Origin of the sequence: Vreelandella vilamensis (assembly GCF_031451755.1) — a bacterium.
Taxonomy (GTDB): domain Bacteria; phylum Pseudomonadota; class Gammaproteobacteria; order Pseudomonadales; family Halomonadaceae; genus Vreelandella; species Vreelandella vilamensis.
In genome coordinates this window covers 17,015-36,252 of the sequence record NZ_JARWAN010000017.1, presented here as the reverse complement: position 1 = coordinate 36,252, position 19,238 = coordinate 17,015, and the positions used below count along the sequence as shown (strand labels likewise).

General features: G+C 55.1%; 16 protein-coding genes and 5 tRNA genes. 16 read left to right on the top strand and 5 right to left on the bottom strand.

All coding sequences use genetic code 11. From position 1 onward, the window contains the following. The first annotated feature begins 103 nt into the window (after nt 1-103). The 10 genes from QC823_RS11030 to QC823_RS10985 all read left to right on the top strand — a co-directional run bounded on the left by QC823_RS11030 (nt 104) and on the right by QC823_RS10985 (nt 8,927). On the top strand, nt 104-1,885 hold the full coding sequence (locus QC823_RS11030; protein WP_309656397.1) for a tetratricopeptide repeat protein: 1,782 nt from the start codon (nt 104-106) through the stop codon (nt 1,883-1,885). Nucleotides 1,886-1,943: 58 nt separating this feature from the next. Then, on the top strand, nt 1,944-2,627 hold the full coding sequence (gene lolB, locus QC823_RS11025) for a lipoprotein insertase outer membrane protein LolB (RefSeq protein ID WP_309656396.1): 684 nt from the start codon (nt 1,944-1,946) through the stop codon (nt 2,625-2,627). A 9-nt stretch (nt 2,628-2,636) separates the two neighbouring features. Beyond that, a complete protein-coding gene (gene ispE, locus QC823_RS11020) occupies nt 2,637-3,506 on the top strand; it encodes a 4-(cytidine 5'-diphospho)-2-C-methyl-D-erythritol kinase (RefSeq protein ID WP_309656395.1) in 870 nt (289 codons plus the stop codon). A gap of 32 nt (nt 3,507-3,538) precedes the next feature. Next, nucleotides 3,539-3,613 (top strand) — tRNA-Gln (locus QC823_RS11015). 58 nt (nt 3,614-3,671) lie between these two features. Continuing rightward, nucleotides 3,672-4,613, top strand: a complete 942-nt coding sequence (locus tag QC823_RS11010) for a ribose-phosphate diphosphokinase (RefSeq protein WP_179930342.1) — start codon at nt 3,672-3,674, stop codon at nt 4,611-4,613. Between the two features lie 96 nt (nt 4,614-4,709). Further along, a complete protein-coding gene (locus QC823_RS11005) occupies nt 4,710-5,366 on the top strand; it encodes a 50S ribosomal protein L25/general stress protein Ctc (protein WP_309656394.1) in 657 nt (218 codons plus the stop codon). A 108-nt stretch (nt 5,367-5,474) separates the two neighbouring features. Next, nucleotides 5,475-6,056, top strand: a complete 582-nt coding sequence (gene pth, locus QC823_RS11000) for an aminoacyl-tRNA hydrolase (RefSeq protein ID WP_309656393.1) — start codon at nt 5,475-5,477, stop codon at nt 6,054-6,056. 108 nt (nt 6,057-6,164) lie between these two features. Further along, complete coding sequence (gene ychF / locus QC823_RS10995; RefSeq protein WP_309656392.1) at nt 6,165-7,256, top strand: redox-regulated ATPase YchF; 1,092 nt, start codon at nt 6,165-6,167, stop codon at nt 7,254-7,256. 106 nt (nt 7,257-7,362) lie between these two features. Beyond that, entirely contained in the window at nt 7,363-8,781 is a 1,419-nt protein-coding gene (mltF, locus tag QC823_RS10990; RefSeq protein ID WP_309656391.1) for a membrane-bound lytic murein transglycosylase MltF, read from the top strand. A 69-nt stretch (nt 8,782-8,850) separates the two neighbouring features. Beyond that, nucleotides 8,851-8,927, top strand: a tRNA-Met gene (locus tag QC823_RS10985). 104 nt (nt 8,928-9,031) lie between these two features. Here the strand turns inward: QC823_RS10985 and QC823_RS10980 are convergent. Beyond that, on the bottom strand, nt 9,032-10,333 hold the full coding sequence (locus tag QC823_RS10980) for a M18 family aminopeptidase (RefSeq protein WP_309656390.1): 1,302 nt from the start codon (nt 10,331-10,333) through the stop codon (nt 9,032-9,034). A gap of 245 nt (nt 10,334-10,578) precedes the next feature. Here QC823_RS10980 and QC823_RS10975 point away from each other — a divergent pair, with 245 nt between their 5' ends. Next, nucleotides 10,579-12,657 carry a carboxy terminal-processing peptidase gene (locus tag QC823_RS10975; RefSeq protein ID WP_309656389.1) on the top strand — a complete coding sequence of 693 codons (2,079 nt, stop codon included), beginning with the start codon at nt 10,579-10,581 and terminating at the stop codon, nt 12,655-12,657. An 84-nt stretch (nt 12,658-12,741) separates the two neighbouring features. Here QC823_RS10975 and QC823_RS10970 read toward each other — a convergent pair whose 3' ends face one another. The 4 genes from QC823_RS10970 to QC823_RS10955 all read right to left on the bottom strand — a co-directional run bounded on the left by QC823_RS10970 (nt 12,742) and on the right by QC823_RS10955 (nt 13,542). Beyond that, nucleotides 12,742-13,104, bottom strand: coding sequence for a metalloregulator ArsR/SmtB family transcription factor (locus tag QC823_RS10970; RefSeq protein ID WP_309656388.1), 363 nt, complete (start codon nt 13,102-13,104; stop codon nt 12,742-12,744). Between the two features lie 105 nt (nt 13,105-13,209). Beyond that, nucleotides 13,210-13,285, bottom strand: a tRNA-Asn gene (locus QC823_RS10965). 71 nt (nt 13,286-13,356) lie between these two features. After that, nucleotides 13,357-13,432 (bottom strand) — tRNA-Asn (locus tag QC823_RS10960). Nucleotides 13,433-13,466: 34 nt separating this feature from the next. Continuing rightward, nucleotides 13,467-13,542, bottom strand: a tRNA-Asn gene (locus QC823_RS10955). A 191-nt stretch (nt 13,543-13,733) separates the two neighbouring features. Between QC823_RS10955 and miaB the strand changes: the two genes are divergently transcribed. From miaB to lnt, 5 genes are all read left to right on the top strand, one after another. Further along, nucleotides 13,734-15,077, top strand: a complete 1,344-nt coding sequence (gene miaB / locus QC823_RS10950) for a tRNA (N6-isopentenyl adenosine(37)-C2)-methylthiotransferase MiaB (protein ID WP_309656387.1) — start codon at nt 13,734-13,736, stop codon at nt 15,075-15,077. A gap of 70 nt (nt 15,078-15,147) precedes the next feature. Beyond that, nucleotides 15,148-16,212, top strand: coding sequence for a PhoH family protein (locus QC823_RS10945; protein ID WP_309656386.1), 1,065 nt, complete (start codon nt 15,148-15,150; stop codon nt 16,210-16,212). After that, a complete protein-coding gene (ybeY, locus tag QC823_RS10940) occupies nt 16,209-16,703 on the top strand; it encodes an rRNA maturation RNase YbeY (RefSeq protein WP_309656385.1) in 495 nt (164 codons plus the stop codon). Before QC823_RS10945 ends, ybeY begins: the two co-directional genes overlap by 4 nt. A gap of 69 nt (nt 16,704-16,772) precedes the next feature. Next, the gene (locus tag QC823_RS10935; protein WP_309656384.1) at nt 16,773-17,648 is read left to right on the top strand and encodes an HlyC/CorC family transporter; all 876 of its coding nucleotides are present in this window, start codon (nt 16,773-16,775) and stop codon (nt 17,646-17,648) included. 42 nt (nt 17,649-17,690) lie between these two features. Further along, the gene (lnt, locus tag QC823_RS10930; RefSeq protein ID WP_309656383.1) at nt 17,691-19,163 is read left to right on the top strand and encodes an apolipoprotein N-acyltransferase; all 1,473 of its coding nucleotides are present in this window, start codon (nt 17,691-17,693) and stop codon (nt 19,161-19,163) included. Nucleotides 19,164-19,238 lie beyond the last annotated feature (75 nt).

Here is a 19,238-nt window from a genome sequence, read left to right as displayed (position 1 = left end):
GGGCGGATATTCTATCACAGCCTACCTTGATCTGACGCGTACCACTTTGCCATCACTGAGCAAGACGCTATGCTGAGTATCCGGCCACTAAATCGAGACACGCATGCCACTTCGCTTGAGAGCCTTGAATATCGCCCTACTACCGCTTGGGGCCGCGACATTTTTACTCAGCGGCTGCCAACTGGCGCCTTCCTTTGGCGACACGACGGCAGCAAGAGCGAGCGAAAGCGACCCCATGCACTCGGCGCCACCCATTACCCGTGGATTAGACGCCCAGGGATTGAGTACCTTACTTGCGGCGGAACTCGCCGGCCAACGCGGCAACTATCAAGCCGCCACGCAAGGCTATATGGAGGCTTCTCAGCGCTATCCCAGCCCGACGCTTGCCGAACGCGCCACGTTTGCTGCCCGCTTTAGTGATTCGCCTGTACTTCTGCAAGCCGCTGCCGAGCGTTGGCGTGAGCTAGCGCCTAGCGATAGCGCCCCAAGACGTGTGCTGGCCGCGATTACCCTCAGGCAAGGACGTTGGGCGGAAAGCCTCGAACAACGGCTAGCGATCACCCGCGCCGGCGACAACGGAGAGTTAACCGCCCTAGCAGAGCTTGCCGTGGCTGATGGCGCCCCACTTGAGCCACTGCTCATCCGTTTGCGTGAGCACTTGGCGACCCCGAACACTAACGCCTTGCCGCATCATAGCGATGTACTCCTCGCTACCGCGCTTATCGAGGCAAGCGCGGGCGAAACCCAAGCCGCCCGGCAGCGTTTAGAAAAAGCACAAGCATTAACGCCGGACGCCCTTCCACTCTGGCTCGCCAAAGCGCGCTTGGCATTAGAGACCCAAGCGTACGCCGACGCCCGCCAAGCGGCCAAACGCGGGCTTGAGCTGAACCCCGGCGACGTGCGTTTTATTTTGCTCCTCGCTCAAGCGGAAATTCGTCTTAACAATATCCGCGCGGCCGAGGCGCAAACCGATGCACTTCTTGAGAGCCATGGCGGCAGCCATGATTTGCGCCTGGCGCTCGCTCAGCTCTATTTAGAAGAAGGACACAGTGACCCGGCAAAGCGATTGCTTCAGCCGTTGATCGGCCAGGACGACATCCCCAATTTGGCTTATTATTTACTCGGCGCCATCGCAGAGGCCGAAAATGAGGTAGATAACGCCCTCCTTTACTATCGTCAGGTAAGCGAGGGAGAAGAGTTTATTCCCGCGCGTGTTAAAGCCGCTCGCATGTTAATTGCCCAAGATCGCTTGCTGGATGCTCGTGCCTTTTTGCGCATTGAGCGAATGCGCTTTGATCAGCAATTCAATGCACTGGTCATGCTAGAGGTCCAGATGCTTGACGAACTGGGCCAAACAGAAGAAGCCGATGCGCTGCTCAGCCGCGAACTTGAGCGTACCCCGGACGATAATGCCCTTTTATACCAGCGGGCGATGCGTGCTTGGGAAGCAGGCGACCTGGCGCAAATGGAAGCCGACATTCAGCGGATTTTGCACAATGATCCCGACGATGCGATGGCCCTCAATGCCTTGGGCTATACGCTCGCTGATGAAAATCTTGCCGGACGCCTGGACCAAGCGCAGGCGATGATTGAACGCGCACATGAACTCGACCCGGATAACCCAGCGGTCATGGATAGCCTCGGCTGGGTGTATTACCGCCAAGGCGACCTAGAGCGCGCTTTACCCTGGCTCGAACGCGCTTATGCCCTAATGCCCGATCAAGAAGTTGCCGCCCACTTAGCGGAAGTGCTACATGCAATGGGGCGCTCCGAAGAAGCCCGAGAGGTTCTCACTGAGATAATGACCTATACGCAAGAGCACCCTGTTATTGACGCGCTGTTGGAACGTCACCCGGAACTAACCCCGCCTGGCTCTCAGCCATAGCGCCACCTTATTTGAGCCTACTGTTGTCTATCCCTACTTTTAGGAGTTAATACGTCTTATGTTTTTACGCTCAGGGGGTTCTCTCACAAAACGCGCATTAGGGCGGTTTTCACTAACACGATTTTCGCTAATACCTGGCTTTACGCCACGCCTAAGCATCGCAGCGCTTACCCTCATGCTGCTTGCCGGCTGTGCAACACAAACACCCATGGATGAGAGCGGCCGCCAGTTAGGCCAATGGGAAGCCCAGCAACAAGACGTCGAGGCACTACAAACGTGGTCTCTCGCCGGCAAAGCGGGCTTGCGCACGCCGGAAGAGTCTACCAGCGCCAATCTTGACTGGAGCCAATACCCACACTATTTCCGCATGCTGATCAGCGGCCCCTTTGGAGGCGGTCGCACTGTGCTTGAGGGCCGCGAAGGACGCTTTTCGCTTAGCAATAACGAGGGCCGTTTTGAGGCCCCAACGCCAGAGGCACTTATGCAAGCGCAGCTGGGCTGGGCGCTGCCCATTCGTGCCCTGCCCGACTGGGTGCGCGGCCTGCCCAATGACGCAAGTTCCTACCAACTCGAAACAGACGAATTCGGCTTTCCTTTACATCTAAAGCAAGATGGCTGGGAAATTGACTACCGCGATTGGGAACAAGTCGACTCGCTATGGTTACCGCGCCGGCTGGTGATGCAGTACGGTGAAATGCGCATCACCTTAGTCGTTAACCGCTGGCAACCAAACGCGGAGTAAATCGTCACCATGACAAAAACGCTTTACCTTCCGGCGCCGGCCAAGCTTAACCGCTTGCTGCATATTACCCGTCGACGCGAAGACGGTTATCACGAGCTGCAAACGCTTTTTCAGCTTGTGGATATAAGCGATACCATCGGCCTCACCCCGCGTGATGACCACCGCATCGTGCTCAACGAAGGTATCGACGACGTCGCCCATGAGCACAACCTCGTTGTGCGTGCGGCTCGCCTCCTTCAAAACACTCATCTCCTTCATAACGCAATGGAAACCCCGCGTGGCGTTACCCTCTCAATAGAGAAGCGGCTACCCATGGGCGGCGGGCTCGGCGGCGGCAGCTCTAACGCGGCCACGGTGCTACTTGGGCTCAATCATTTGTGGCAGCTGAACCTAAGCGTTGACCGGCTCGCCGCGCTCGGCTTGCAGCTCGGGGCAGATGTCCCGGTATTCGTCAAAGGTCACAGCGCTTGGGCGGAAGGCGTGGGCGAAAAGTTGACGTCCGTTACGCTTGACACCCCCTGGTTCGTGATCCTTCATCCTGGTGTAAGCGTCTCCACGGCGGCGGTCTTCCAAGATCCGGAATTGACACGCAACACCCCGCCCATTACCATGGCGCGCGCACTGCAGGGGGGAGCGCCAACGTGGCGCAATGATTGCGAAGCAGTGGTCAAAAAGCGTTATCCGCCGATTGCGGCAGCGCTTGATTGGCTAAACTGTTTTGCGCCCAGCCAATTGACGGGGACCGGCGCTTGTGTTTTTGCTGCGTTTGAAACGCAAGAAGCGGCAAAGCAAATCGCACGCAACGCTTCTCAACACTGGCCAACATGGGTAGCGAAAGGCCTAAATCGCTCTCCTCTCCATGATGCTCTGGGTGGTTAAACGCCCCCAACTGTTAGATTTTTTGATGTTACTGGGGTATAGCCAAGTGGTAAGGCACCGGTTTTTGGTATCGGCATTCCCAGGTTCGAATCCTGGTACCCCAGCCAATCTAACGGCAAACCGCGTTTTCTCCCATGATCCCCAACACTGCAAAGGTGGCTGCGCGTGTCAAAATTGATGGTTTTCGCCGGGAACGCCAATCCCGAGCTTGCTCATAAGATTGCCGAAAGCTTGGACAGCCGAATGGGTAATGCCACGGTAGGTCAATTCAGCGACGGCGAAATCGCGGTCGAAATCAATGAAAACGTGCGCGGTAAGGATGTGTTTATCCTGCAGTCCACCTGTGCACCGACCAACGACAACTTGATGGAATTGATCCTGATGGTCGATGCGCTGCGACGGGCCTCAGCGACTCGCATCACGGCGGTGCTGCCTTATTTCGGCTATGCGCGCCAAGATCGTCGCGTGCGCTCAGCCCGGGTACCGATCTCTGCCAAAGTTGTCGCCGACATGATGGTCAAGGGCGGCGTTGACCGTGTCATGACCATGGATTTGCACGCCGATCAAATTCAAGGCTTTTTTGATGTGCCGGTCGACAACGTCTATGGCTCGCCGATCTTGCTCGATGATATCGAGCGTCAGAACTATAGCGACCTTGTCGTTGTGTCTCCGGACGTGGGCGGTGTCGTTCGCGCTCGCGCCATTGCCAAACAGCTCAATGCGGATTTGGCGATTATCGACAAGCGTCGCCCTCAGGCGAACCAAGCGCAAGTCATGCACATCATTGGCGAAATTGAAGGCCGCACCTGCGTGGTGGTGGACGATATGATCGACACCGCCGGCACCTTGTGTAAAGCAGGTGAGGCCCTTAAAGACCACGGCGCGAAGCGCGTGGTCGCTTACGCGACTCACCCAATTTTATCTGGCCCCGCGGTTGATAACATCGTCAACTCCGTGCTTGATGAAGTGGTGGTGACCGACACCATCCCGCTGTCAGACGCGGCACGCCGCAGCGGACGCATCCGCCAGCTAAGCGTTGCCGGTTTGATAGCAGAAGCCATTCGTCGGGTGAGTAACGAAGAATCTGTCAGCGCGATGTTCCATTAATCGCCTGACAAACACGGCTCGCAAAGAGCTCCTGGGAACGTCGTCGCCTGGTCGCGGGGGGCGGCGTTTCCTTACTTTAACTAAGAGGCAACCTTAATGTCTGATTTTATCCTGAACGCCACTGTTCGTAACGACCTGGGGAAAGGTGCGAGCCGCCGCCTGCGTCGTGCGAACCAGCAAGTCCCCGCCGTTATTTACGGCGGTGAAAAAGCGCCGCAGTCTATCGCCGTCGAAAAGACCGCTTTCTACAAGGCGATCGAAGACGAGTCGTTCTTCTCTTCTGTCATCAAACTCGTCATCGAAGGCAGCGAAGAGCAGGTTGTTGTTCGTGACCTGCAACGCCATCCTTTCAAGCCACTTTTGACGCACGCTGACTTTTTGCGTGTTGATGCCACGCACGAAATCAACATGAACGTGCCGCTTCACGTGGTGGGCGAAGAGGCGTGTGTCGGCATTAAAGACCAAGACGGTGAACTGCACGTATTGGCCAACGAAGTTGCCATCAGCTGCTTGCCGAAAGATCTGCCTGACTTTTTGGAAGTCGACATTTCTGCACTTGAGGTGGGCACAACGCTGCACCTGTCTGACCTGAGCCTGCCGGCCGGCGTGACCTCTGTTGACCTGTCTCACGGTGAAGATCACGACAACGCCATCCTCAGCATCACCAAGATGAAAGTTCGCGCTTCTGATGAAGACGACGAAGGTGAAAGCAAGGACGACAGTGAAGGTGAAGAAGACACCAGCGCCGAGTAAGCACTACCGCACACCTTGGGCCATGCACGCCATGGCCCTTGTAATGCTATGATCAAGCGCCTCGGCGCTTGATTTTTTTTGCCGTTGCGCATGTCAAGAGGGGATAAAATGAGTCAGGTGTTAGCGATCATCGGCCTAGGCAACCCCGGCGCTGAATACGCCACCACGCGCCACAACGCGGGCGCATGGCTGGTTGAAGCGGTTGCCCGAAATGCCCATGTGGAACTGCGGCCGGAAAAGAAATTTCTCGGCCTTTACGCTAAGGCTAATTTTGACGGTCATACCATCCACCTCCTTAACCCCACGACCTTTATGAACCGCAGCGGTGGCTCAATTGCCGCGCTATGCCAGTTTTTTAAGCTCACGCCAGAGCAGCTTTTGGTGGCCCATGACGAACTTGATTTACCCCCAGGCCAAGCGCGCTACAAAGCCGGCGGTGGGCACGGCGGGCATAATGGCCTTCGCGATACCATAAGCGCCTTGGGCAACCAAAAGCAGTTTCATCGTCTGCGGGTTGGCATCGGCCACCCGGGCAGTGCCAATCAGGTGGTTAACTACGTGCTGAATCGCCCCGGTAAAGCCGAACTAAGCGCTATCGAGCACGCCCTTGATGAGTGCATTGCTACGCTGCCCCATGCGCTCAGCGGCGACTGGGCGAAAGCCATGAACCGCCTGCATAGCGTAAAATAGTCACAACGTTGATTGGTTTCGTGTGACTAACGTCTTTTTACTAATTTCTCTTTGGGTAGCGCTGCCGCATTGATACGCGCTGCGCCCCAAGCGGCTAGGAATGATCTTATGGGTTTTAACTGCGGCATTGTCGGCCTTCCTAACGTTGGCAAATCCACCTTGTTCAACGCGCTGACCAAATCGGGTATCGACGCGGAAAATTTCCCCTTTTGTACCATCGAGCCCAATGTCGGCATCGTCCCCATGCCCGACCCGCGCCTCGATAAGCTCGCGGCAATCGTCAAACCGGAGAAAGTCATCCCAACGACGATGGAATTTGTCGATATTGCGGGCCTGGTGGCCGGTGCGTCCAAGGGGGAAGGTTTGGGCAATAAATTCCTGGCCAACATCCGGGAAACGCAGGCGATTGCGCACGTGGTACGCTGTTTCGATAACGACAACGTCATCCACGTGGCCAATGAGATTGACCCGCGCGCGGATATCGAAACCATCAACCTTGAGCTAGCACTCGCGGATCTCGATACCGTCGAAAAAGCCAGCCAACGCCTGGTGCGCGTCGTGAAAGGTGGCGACAAAGACGCCATCGCCACCAAGGCCGTACTGGATAAAATCCAGCCGCACCTGGCCGAAGGGCATCCGCTACGCAGCTTCGGGCTAAGCGACGACGAGAAACAACAGGTCAAAAGCTTTGGCTTTTTGACCCTAAAGCCCACGATGTACATCGCCAACGTCAACGAAGATGGGTTTGACAATAACCCCTACCTCGATGTGGTCAACGACATCGCCGCAGAAGAAGGCGCCGTCGTCGTGCCAGTGTGCAACCAAATCGAAGCGGAAATCGCCGAGCTTGAGGATGAAGAGCGCGCCATGTTCCTTGATGAGATGGGCATGGAGGAGCCAGGCTTAGACCGCGTTATTCGCGCCGGTTACGCGCTACTTGGCCTGCAAACCTACTTCACTGCAGGCGTCAAAGAAGTCCGCGCGTGGACGGTAAAAGAAGGCGCGACGGCGCCGGAAGCCGCTGGCGTGATTCATACCGATTTCCAGAAAGGCTTTATCCGCGCAGAAGTGGTTGCTTATGAAGACTTCGTGACACTCGGTGGTGAGCAAGGCGCCAAAGACGCCGGTAAGTGGCGCCTAGAAGGCAAAGAGTACATTGTCAAAGACGGCGATGTGATTCACTTCCGCTTCAATGTGTAACCGGCGGGGCATCTTCTGAATATTTTTTAGCACATCGATAGGCATGCCTAGCGCCGTTTAACGCGCTGCCTTCCGGGCAGCGCAAAAGCCTGCTAGAGTTTATGTCATGCCTATCAAACGCTCCCTCCCTCATCAAGATACTCGTCTTAAATACCGGTCCCGTTTGTTGATCGCCACTTCACTGTTGGCGCTGTTCATGCTCATGGGCTGCGAACAGAGCGAGCCCATCACACAGCTAGACCCGCCAGAGCCGGGTGAAACACTCAAGGTTGCCACGCGCAATAGCGCTACCACCTACTACCTTGATCGTGATGAAACACCGGCAGGGCCGGAGCACGATCTGGTCGCGTCATTCGCCGACGCCCACAATTGGCAGGTCGAATGGACGCTGTTCAATTCCACTTCCGAGGTGCTTCAAGCCCTGAAAGACGGCGAGTTTCATTTGGCAGCTGCTGGCCTGACGCACCTTCCCTCACGCGATGGACACTTTACCCAAGGTCCCACCCACACCGACATCGTCGAGCAACTGGTGTGCCATCGCGATATGCGCCCCTTGCCACGCCAGATTGAAGAAATGGCGGGGCTCAATATCCGCGTTACAGCGGATTCAAGCTACGCAGAAAAGCTCGAAACCCTAGTCAATCAGCACACGGGCATTGCCTTCGAGGAGGATCCTCGCACCACCGAGATGCTGCTCGCCGAGGTGGCTGAAAAGCGCATCGATTGCACCGTAGCCGACTCCAATATTGTGCAGGTGGTACGCCGCCACTTCCCACACCTAGAGGTTGCCATGAACCTCACCAGCGGCGATACGCTGGGCTGGTATTTGCCTGTTGGCCACCAAGCGTTGGCTAACATGGCCCAGCAATGGAGGGAAAGTGCCGAGGGTGAAGAAACTATCGAGACGGTCACGCAACGCTACTACGCCTATATCAGTGAGTTCGACTTTGTCGATCTACGTGCACTCAACCAGCGCATCGACGAGCGTCTACCCAACTTCCTCGACTTGTTCCTAAAAGCCGAGGAAGAAACCGGAATGCCCGCCGACCTGCTCGCCGCCCTGGCTTACCAGGAATCGCACTGGGACCCCCAGGCCGTTTCCCCGACCGGCGTGCGCGGCATTATGATGCTTACCCAGAACACCGCGACATCCCTCGGCGTCGATAATCGCCTGAATCCAGCAGCGGCTATTGATGGCGGCGCCCGTTATCTAGCCGACCGCCACGAGCGTCTGCCCGACACCCTTCCCGAACCAGACCGCACCTACCTAGCACTGGCAAGTTACAACATTGGCCGTGGTCACGTGTTAGACGCGCAAAAACTGGCCCAGGAGCTGGGTAAAGATCCGCATTCTTGGGAAGACATGAAAGAGGTACTACCGCTTAAGGCTGACAAGCGCTACTACCCACAGACTCGCTATGGCTATGCGCGAGGCTATGAACCGGTGCACTACGTGCAGCGAATCCGCAACTACCAAGACGTGATTAGCGCCGCGATGGTGTGGTTACCCCTGGAAAAGGACTAACGGCCTCTTGGCGTGCAACAAACCCTTGACGGGTGGCGTGTCGCTGAGTATTATTCGCCCCCGTTGAATGGCTACGTAGCTCAGCTGGTTAGAGCACATCACTCATAATGATGGGGTCCCCTGTTCAAATCAGGGCGTAGCCACCAACCGAATATCGAAAGCCCGCTGACTCTGTCAGCGGGCTTTTTTTACGTTTAATGTTTGTCGTTAGCACTTTATGGCCAGTACTTTATCGCTAGTACTTTGTCGTTTAAAGCACCTTGCGATTAAGAAACACCGTCAACGCATCGGTCAAATAGCCCACGTCACGGGTTCCCGCGGTTTCGCGGATCGAGTGCATGGCCCACTGCGCCACCCCCACATCAATGGTTGGCACCCCAATCTCAGTCGCGGTAATCGGCCCGATCGTGCTACCGCAGCCCATGTCGGCGCGGGTCACAAACGCCTGCACGGGCACCTCGGCCTCACGGCACACATCGCGAAACAATGCGCTCGTTGCACTGTTGGTGGCGTAACGCTGATTGGCGTTGATCTTGATCACCGGACCACCGTTGATAGCAGGACCGTGGCGCTCGTCGTGCTTATCGCGAAAATTAGGATGCAGCGCATGGGCGTTATCGCAGGAAATCATGCACGATGACTGAATCAACTGAATCAACGACTCTTCACTGCCACCGCCTACCTGCGCATTGACGCGTTTAAGCACATCGCCTAGAAACGGCCCTTGGGCCCCACAAGCACTGGCACTCCCCACTTCTTCATGATCGTTGGCGACAAAAAGCGCCCCTTGCTCACCATTGCTTGCCAGCAGCGCTTCCAACCCCATAAAGCACGACAGCAAGTTATCCAAGCGGGCGCTAGCCACAAGCTCCTGATTGACTCCAATAAGTGACGGCGCTTGCAAATCATAAAAACTCAGCTCGAAATCCACGACCTCAGCATCAGTTAAACCATGCTGCTCGTGCAGCCACGTGGTCAACAATGGCGCCAGTTCGGCGGTCTCAGTTTGCATCAACACAGGCGCCATTTGCGTTTGCGGGTTAATAGCACGACCGTTATTAGCCTCGCGGTCGAGGTGAATCGCAAGACTTGGCACCATGGCAATGGGCTGATCGACATTAAGCAGTAAACCCTCTAAGCGCCCATCGGCGTGGCGCACATGCACGCGCCCGCCAATGCCCAAATCGCGATCAAACCACGGCGCCAATAACGCCCCGCCATACACCTCTACCCCCAGCTGTAACCAGCCGGCGTTGTGCTGCGTGGCATTCGGCTTTACCCGCAAGCCAGGACTGTCGGTATGCGCCCCCACCATACGCAGCGTCTCCACACGGCCCTTGGGCAATTGGAACGCAATAATCGACGAGTCATTACGCGTCACGAAGTAACGCTGCCCCGGTACTAGCTGCCACGTTGCGGTTTCTTGCAAACGTTTAAATCCCGACTGCTCAAGGCGAGCCGCCATGTTGTGCGTGGCGTGCCAGGGGGAAGGCGAGGCGCGTAAAAATTCACACAACCGCGCCAATAGCGGAGTTTCAAAAGCGTTAGGCATAGCGTTCCTTTTTTAGGGTGAACATGAATTGACTCAGTGATTAACCAACATGGCGATGAAAACACCAATGTATTGCAAAATCACAATGAAGTAGTCTCAGCCAAGCAATCGACCTGCTACAATGCGCGTTCGGTCAACGTCATTGTTGTTCACCATGCGATTTTCGCAACTCCATCGCTGATAACAGGTCATAACGCATAAGCTGTCTGTAGGCGAGTGTACACAAATCCGGGAGAGCTTGATTGATGAGCTTGTTTACCACCCTTTCGCGCTCAATTGCCTTGACCATGATGCTAGTTATCACTAGCCCGACCGTCATTGCCCTTGAGCCGACTGATGAACAACGTCAGGTCGCCATAGAAATTGCAGACTCTCTGCGTTATGGCCATTACGCTAACATTGACTTTAATACCGCATGGTCTGAAAACGCGTTTAACCGTTATTTAGATATCCTCGATGGTCAACGCGCCTATCTTTTACACCGCGATATTGAGCCCTATCGGCATTTGGAAAGTGGCTTTGCTGACGCGCTATTTGATGGCGAACTTGCTGATATTTTTGCGCTTCACGAAAAATCCGAAGCGCGCCGTAAAGCACGCTTAGAGTGGTTACTGACACGCCTTGATTCAGGTCTCGATCTCAACTTCGACAGCAATGAACGCTTAGAAGTCGAGCGCGAAAATGCGCCCTGGGCGAGAAACGAAAGCGAGCTAAACGCCCTGTGGGAAAAACGACTCAAAAATGATGCGTTAACCCTGGCCTTGAGCGATCAAGATAATGAACAAGTCGAAACCAATCTACGCCAACGCTATGAAGGTCAGCTTTCACGCATCGAGCAAACCGAGCCCGAGGATGTGTTTGGCCTGGTAATGGCCGCTGTCACTGGCACCATCGATCCTCACACCGGCTATCTCTCCCCTCGCCAGGGTGAATCCTTTGATATTCAAATGAGCCTCTCACTTGAAGGTATCGGCGCCATGCTGCAGGCAGATGGTGAGTACGTCAAAGTCGCCAGCCTCGTCCCCGGCGGCCCCGCCGAACGTGCAGGCGTACTCGAGCCCGCCGACCGAATTATTGGTGTTGGCCAGGAAGACGAAGACGAGATAGTCAACGTCATCGGTATGCGCCTGGATAATGTGGTTGACCTTATTCGCGGCCCAAAAGGCTCTGTCGTGCGGCTGGAAGTGATTCCGGCACAAGCGGTAGACATGACACGCTCGCATGTCGTTGAAATCATCCGCGACACGGTGAACCTAGAAGATCAAGCCGCACAAAGTGAAATCATTGAGGTGGAACGTGACGGCAACATCCGTCAAATCGGCGTCATTACGGTTCCTACGTTCTATGTTGATTTCGATGCCTGGCAAGCCGGTGAAGAGGATTACCGCAGCACGACTCGTGATGTGACAAAGGAAGTCGAAAAGCTCAAAAGCGCAGACGTTGAAGGGATCGTCTTAGACCTGCGCAATAACGGTGGCGGCGCGCTGCAAGAAGCCAATTCTTTATTGGGGCTGTTCATCGACCGCGGACCCACTGTGCAGGTGCGCGACGCCGAAGGTCGCATTCAGCTTTATGGCGACAGCGAGGCAGGCGCATTATACGACGGCCCTCTTACCGTCTTGGTGAATCGCCTTTCGGCATCGGCCTCAGAAATTTTCGCTGGTGCCATTCAAGACTACGGCCGGGGTTTAGTCGTGGGTGCCGCCACTTTTGGCAAAGGTACCGTACAAACCCTGAGCGACTTAAGCCACGGCGAAATCAAGCTCACACGTGCCAAGTTTTACCGTATTTCGGGCGATAGCACGCAAAATCGCGGCGTTGTCCCGGATATTCATTTTCCTAGCTTGGTGGACCCCGAACGCATTGGCGAAAGCAGCCTGGATAACGCGCTAAAATGGGACACGGTTCAGAATGTGCAATATCGCCGTTACGGTGAGCCGGAAAACTACCTAGATACGCTCACTACACGTCATGAGTCCCGTGCCGATGACAACCCTAACTTTCGCTACCTAGAGCAGCAGTCGACACTGGCGCGCCAACTACGCGAGCAGCACGTCAGCGTCAGTTTGAACCGCGAACAGCGCGAACGTGAAATGCAGGCGCAAGAAGCCGAGCAGCTAGCACTGGAGAACCAGCGCCGCCTGGCGCTCGGCAAAGAAGCACTTGAAGAGTGGAGCGACGCCCGAGAAGAGGGCGAGCAAGGCGAACAGGACGAAGATGATAACGGAGTCATGGCCCCAGAGCGCGCCCACGTACTGGAAGCCGCGGAGATTCTACTCGACTATGCGCAGTTGAAAAATTCACAGCGTATGGTTAAACGCTAAGCGTTTAACCAAAAACAAAAACCGAGGCCTTTTGGACCTCGGTTTTCTTATGCGCGTTTCAGCATAGCATCTCAACACAACCTCTCAGCACATTAACGCGCGACGGGAGGGACGGTCGCCCATATCCGCCAAGCGCTGGGTAAGCGCCTCCACTTTCTTTAGGCTCCCTTCACGGGCCGCACAAATAGCGTCATGTGTCCAAGCAGGTAAGTCACGCGCAATACGGTAGTACACCCACTGCCCTTCCCGCTGGTCATTAAGCAACCCGCACTGGCGCAGCTGTGCCAAATGGCGCGACACTTTCGGCTGCGACTCCTGCAACACATGGGTCATTTCACATACGCAAAGCTCGCCTTCTTCCGCAATCAACAACACCAAATGAAGACGCGTCTCGTCACTAAGGCATTTAAACGTTTGCAAGGGCGTTAGCGGTATAGAAGTACTCACAGGGCTTTTTCCAATTACGCACAAAAAAGAAACACAAAATAACGGCGTGCGTGAGTATACCTGATGAAAGTAGGGAGAGAAATTAATGCAGAAAAGTGTTTTTGCTGGCTCCCCGAGCAGGACTCGAACCTGCGACCCAATGATTAACAGTCATTTGCTCTACCAACTGAGCTATCGGGGAATTACCGGAATGGTGACAGCTGTCAAAATGTAACGAAACCCGTACGAGCGTAAAAGGCTAACATTACACGTTGGCTCCTCGAGCAGGACTCGAACCTGCGACCCAATGATTAACAGTCATTTGCTCTACCAACTGAGCTATCGAGGAACATTTTAAGCTGCGTGTTTTGGCTATCTGTTATTGGCTCCCCGAGCAGGACTCGAACCTGCGACCCAATGATTAACAGTCATTTGCTCTACCAACTGAGCTATCGGGGAACTGCCGAAACACGGAGCGTAGTATACGGATACAAACGCCCTGGTCAAGTATCGATTTCGACCAATGCTAGCCGGGAGTTTCTTGTGTCCGTATAATACGTCCATTCACCCACGCGGCGCTTTCCTAAAAAAAGCCAAGCAGCGCCACCATTCATCCTCGTCCCCCGACGACCCATAGATGACAGGTACCGATGGCGAAGAAACTCTTCATCAAAACGCACGGCTGCCAAATGAACGAGTACGACTCCTCGCGCATGGCAGATCTGCTCGGCGAATCACATCAGATGGAGCTCACTGATAACGAACAGGAAGCCGATGTCATTTTGTTAAACACCTGCTCCATTCGCGAGAAAGCGCAAGAGAAGGTCTTTCATCAGCTGGGACGCTGGAAAAAACTTAAAGAGGCCAACCCCGATCTGGTGATTGGGGTCGGTGGTTGTGTGGCCAGCCAAGAAGGCGAAGCTATCCGTAAACGTGCCTCGCATGTGGATATGGTATTTGGGCCACAAACCCTGCACCGCGTGCCGTCGATGCTGAACGCGCGTCAGGATAATCAAATCGCGGCAGTGGATGTCACTTTTCCTGAAATTGAAAAATTTGACCACCTGCCGAAGCCTACCTCCGACGGTGCAACAGCGTTTGTCTCGATAATGGAAGGCTGCTCTAAATACTGCACCTTTTGCGTTGTGCCCTACACCCGCGGCGAAGAGGTGTCACGCCCGTTTGAAGCGGTGATGGATGAGGTCATTCACTTGGCCGACCAAGGGGTGCGCGAGATCAACCTGCTCGGCCAGAACGTCAATGCGTACCGGGGCGAAAACCAGCTCGGCGATGAAATTGACCTTGCCGAGCTGATTGCCTGCGTGGCGGCAGTGGAAGGCATCGACCGCGTTCGCTTTACCACCTCGCACCCGGTGGAATTCACCGATAGCCTGGTCGACGCTTACGCCGATATTCCGGAGCTTGTTAGTCATCTTCACTTACCCGTTCAATCCGGCTCAGACCGTATTCTCAGCGCCATGAAACGTGGCCATACGACTAACGAGTATATCGAGAAGATGGAGCGCATCCGTGCGAACCGCCCGGATATCAGCTTCTCGTCGGATTTCATCATTGGCTTCCCCGGTGAGACCGAAGAAGATTTCGAAGCAACAATGGATTTGATCCACCGCATCGGTTTTGATCACTCTTTTAGTTTCGTTTTTTCAGCACGCCCTGGCACGCCCGCGGCCTCACTGCCGGACGAAACGCCGGAAAGCGTCAAAAAACAGCGCTTGGCGATTTTGCAAGAACGCATCATCCAGCACACCATGCAAATCAGCCACCGCATGGTGGACACAACACAGCGCATCCTGGTAACCGGCTTTTCACCAAAAGACCCTGGCCAGCTTTCCGGTCGTACGGAAAACAACCGTGTTGTCAATTTTCGTGCCGCTAACCCTACGGAGTTGATTGGCTACTTTGTTGATGTGGATATCACCGAAGCCCTACCGAACTCGCTTCGTGGCGAACTTGCCTCTCCTGAGCGCTTCTGATGATTGCCCCGACACCGGTCGGGGCAGTAAGCTTGGCTAATACACCCACTAACAGACGAGTTTTTCTCTCTTGAGCCAGCCATCCTCTCAGGCCAACCGCATTATTACCTTAAGCCTTGAACCGAATGATCCTCAGCGGCTTGCGAGCCTTTGTGGCCAGCAAGATGAGCATCTAAAACTGATTGAAAGCCGTTTGGATGTCACGCTGCGCAATCGAGGCAACATCTTTCAGCTCGCGGGTGCGGCCAACCGCATTAAAGCGGCGGCCAACGTGCTAGAGCACCTGTACCGCGAAACCGCAGCAAGTGAACTTGAACCCGATACAGTGCACCTGTTCCTGCAGGAATCAGGGCTTGAGTCACTCGACGATGAGGACGAAAGCGAAGACGGCGATGTCGTCATGCGTACCCCGCGAACCATGATTAAGCCGCGCGGCTTGAATCAGCAACGTTATGTCAGCAGCATTCGCGAACACGATATCAACTTTGGTATTGGCCCGGCGGGTACCGGCAAGACTTATTTAGCGGTTGCCGCTGCCGTCGAGGCGCTTAACCAACAAGAAGTTCGCCGCATTCTACTGGTTCGTCCGGCAGTTGAAGCGGGCGAGAAGTTGGGCTTTCTACCCGGCGATTTGGCTCAGAAGATAGACCCTTACCTGCGCCCGCTTTACGATGCTCTGTATGAAATGATCGGTTTTGAGCAGGTAGCGAAGTTGATTGAGCGTCAGGTCATTGAAATTGCCCCGCTGGCGTATATGCGCGGCCGCACGCTCAATAACGCTTACATCATTCTGGATGAGAGCCAGAATACCACCCCGGAACAGATGAAGATGTTCCTGACCCGTATCGGCTTTGGCTCTACCGCCGTGATTACCGGCGACGTGACCCAGGTGGATCTGCCCAAAGGTCAGCGTTCGGGACTCATTCAAGTGCTCGACGTATTGAAAGACACTCAAGGCATCGGCGTCACGCATTTTGCCGCCAAAGATGTGGTTCGCCACCCGTTGGTGCAACGTATTATTGAAGCCTACGACGCTTTCGAGTCGCAGCAAGAAGCCGAAGAACGCGAGCAGCGTGAAAAGCGTCAACAGGAACGCGAAGCCCGCTTGCGAATACGCGAGGACAACGCGCGATGAGCTCGGCACCGATAAGCCCTTCCTCACAACATTTGGCCGTGATTGACCGTCAAGTCGCTACCGAGGCTGACTTACTGCCAAGCGAATCCGAACTCATCGACTGGGTGAGCCGTGTGTTGGCGTATCACCCAGCGGAAACGCGCCATGAAGTGACGGTAAGGCTCGTGGAGGTGCCGGAAAGCCAAGCGCTTAATCGCGATTATCGCGGCAAGGATGCACCTACCAACGTGCTATCGTTCCCTTTTGAGGCACCACCCGAGGTGCCGCTTCCGTTGCTGGGGGATCTCGTGATCTGCCACGAGATCGTCGCGCAAGAAGCGCAACAACAACGCAAGCCGCTCGCGCAGCATTATGCTCACATGGTGATTCATGGCACCTTGCATTTGTTAGGCTACGATCATATAGAAGACGACGAGGCTGAGGCGATGGAGCATCTAGAGCGCGATATCCTGGCCGATCTTGAGATTCCCGATCCGTACGTAGAAACTTAAACGATATTGTCGTCATCCAACGGCTAATATCCGCAAATAAGTGACCGCAAATAAGAGAAGATCAACCGAATGAGCGAAGACCGATCGAGTACGCCCAATCAAAAAACCTGGATCGAAAAACTCTTAGGCGCCCTCTCTGGGGATAGCGATGAACCCAGCTCCCGCGATGAATTAATGGCGTTTTTGCGTCACACCGCTGGGCGTTTGAAGCTGGACCAAGACGCCATGATGATCATTGAAGGGGCGTTGCAAATCAGTGATCAACAAGTGCGTGAAATTCTGATCCCGCGCTCTCAAGTCGCCGCCATTCCCCTGGATCAATCTAGCGACGATTATCTACCACTCATCCAAGAAACCGGACACTCACGCTACCCGGTGATTGGCGAGAACCTTGACGAGGTGAAAGGAATATTACTGGTCAAGGATTTGCTACCGCTTTTATCGCAAACCCAAGCCCAGCTTGACGCTTTCAAACTGGACGACATTCTTCGCCCAGCAATGTTTATCCCCGAGTCCAAGCGCCTAAACAGCCTCCTCAAAGAGTTTCGCGATACCCATAATCACATGGCGGTTGTCGTCGACGAGTATGGCGGCACCGCTGGCATTATCACGATTGAAGATATCCTTGAGCAGATCGTCGGCGACATTGAAGACGAACACGACACCGATGAAGAAGACGATATTCGCGCCTTAGACAATGACCGCTACGCCGTACGCGCCCTAACGCCTATCGATGACTTCAATGACCGCTTTGGCACCCACTTTCCTGATGACGAGTTCGATACACTGGGTGGGCTGGTGATGCAGCAATTCGGCCACCTTCCCCGTCGCGGCGAGGAAACGTCGCTAGGCGGTTGGCACTTTAATGTAATGAATGCCGACAACCGCCGCATCCGTCTGTTAGAAGTTTATTACGACGGTAGCGACGCAGAGACCGACGACTAACGCCACACCACCGACGGACTCACCTCGATAGGATATCAATCGATGAAGACGGGACTTTCTTTCACGCTTGGCGTACAGCTTATTATCGCCCTTGTTGCCGGTGGCTTGACCACGCTAACCGCCTCGCCTTTTGAACTCTGGTGGCTTGGCCCTGTGGCAGCGGGCCTAATGTACCTCGGCGTTCATGCGTTAACGCCCGCACAAGCGGCGCTAAAAGGATGGTGTTACGGGGTTGGGCTTTTTGCCAGCGGCACCTCGTGGGTATACGTATCGATTCACGACTACGGCTATACCGGCGTTCCGCTGGCGGTGTTTTTAACCGTGCTGTTTGTGGTGATTCTCGCCCTCTTTTTTGCTGGTACTTTTTGGCTTTACCGGCGCTTTACCACCCCCCGCTTTGCGCTCTTAACGTTTGCCGGGGCTTGGGTGTTGGGCGAAGTGTTACGCACTTATCTTTTTACCGGTTTTCCTTGGCTGCTTCTCGGGTCCAGTCATGTCGATTCTCCGCTCGCACCCTGGGCACCGATTGGTGGCGTTTATCTGCTCTCGCTCTTTGTTGCCTTTAGTGGTGCGCTTGGTGCAGAACTGCTGTTTCGCCGCCGCATTTGGACGCTAGCCCCTCTTGCCGCTATCTGGGTGACGCCTTTGTTCTTACCCACCCAGTGGACAACACCCAGCGATATGCCCACTCGCGTAGCGCTTTTACAAGGTAATCTTCCCCAGCTCATCAAGTGGACGCCCGAGGGCCAGCGCAAGGCGGCTAATACGTATATGCAGCTGACCCGCGCGCTCGATGATGACATCGACCTTATTTTATGGCCCGAAACGGCGCTTCCTATGGTCGAGACACAAGCACGCCCAGTGCTGGAGCGTGTTCAAGCCAACCTTGCGGCAGATACCGCACTGCTCACCGGCATCGTCCAACGCGATGAAAGCGGACGCTTTTTCAACAGTGTGATTGGCCTAGGCAACGTCGAGGGGAGCTACCATAAAGAGCACCTCGTCCCTTTCGGCGAATACTTACCGCTTGAGAGCGTACTACGCGGGGCAATTAATTTTTTCGATCTCCCCATGTCGACGTTTACCCCCGGCGAGCGTGATCAAGCACCCATTCAGGCTGCCGGCGTTACGCTGGGCAACGCTATTTGTTATGAAATCATCTACCCGCAACTGGTGGCCAAGCGTGCTCGCGAGAGCAACGTACTGATGACGGTCTCCAACGATACATGGTTTGGGGCCTCTATCGGCCCGCATCAGCATCTGCAAATGGCTCGGCTGCGTGCGTTAGAAAACGGCCGCTATGTTGCCCGCGCCACTAGCAATGGAATTACCGCCATCATCGACGCAAAAGGCCACGTCGTGGAGCGTGCCCCGCAGTTTGAAGCAGCAACGCTAACCGGCGACGTGTATGCCATGGAAGGCGTTACGCCGTTTACCCTCATGGGCAGCTGGCCTACCTGGCTGCTTGCCGGACTTTTACTCCTTCCGGGGTTGCGTGTACGCCACCACGCATAGAGGTTTTCTCAACACGAGTCCTAAGCCAGCCAGCCAGACAGCAGAAGGGCGCCATTAAGGCGCCCTTCTGCTGTT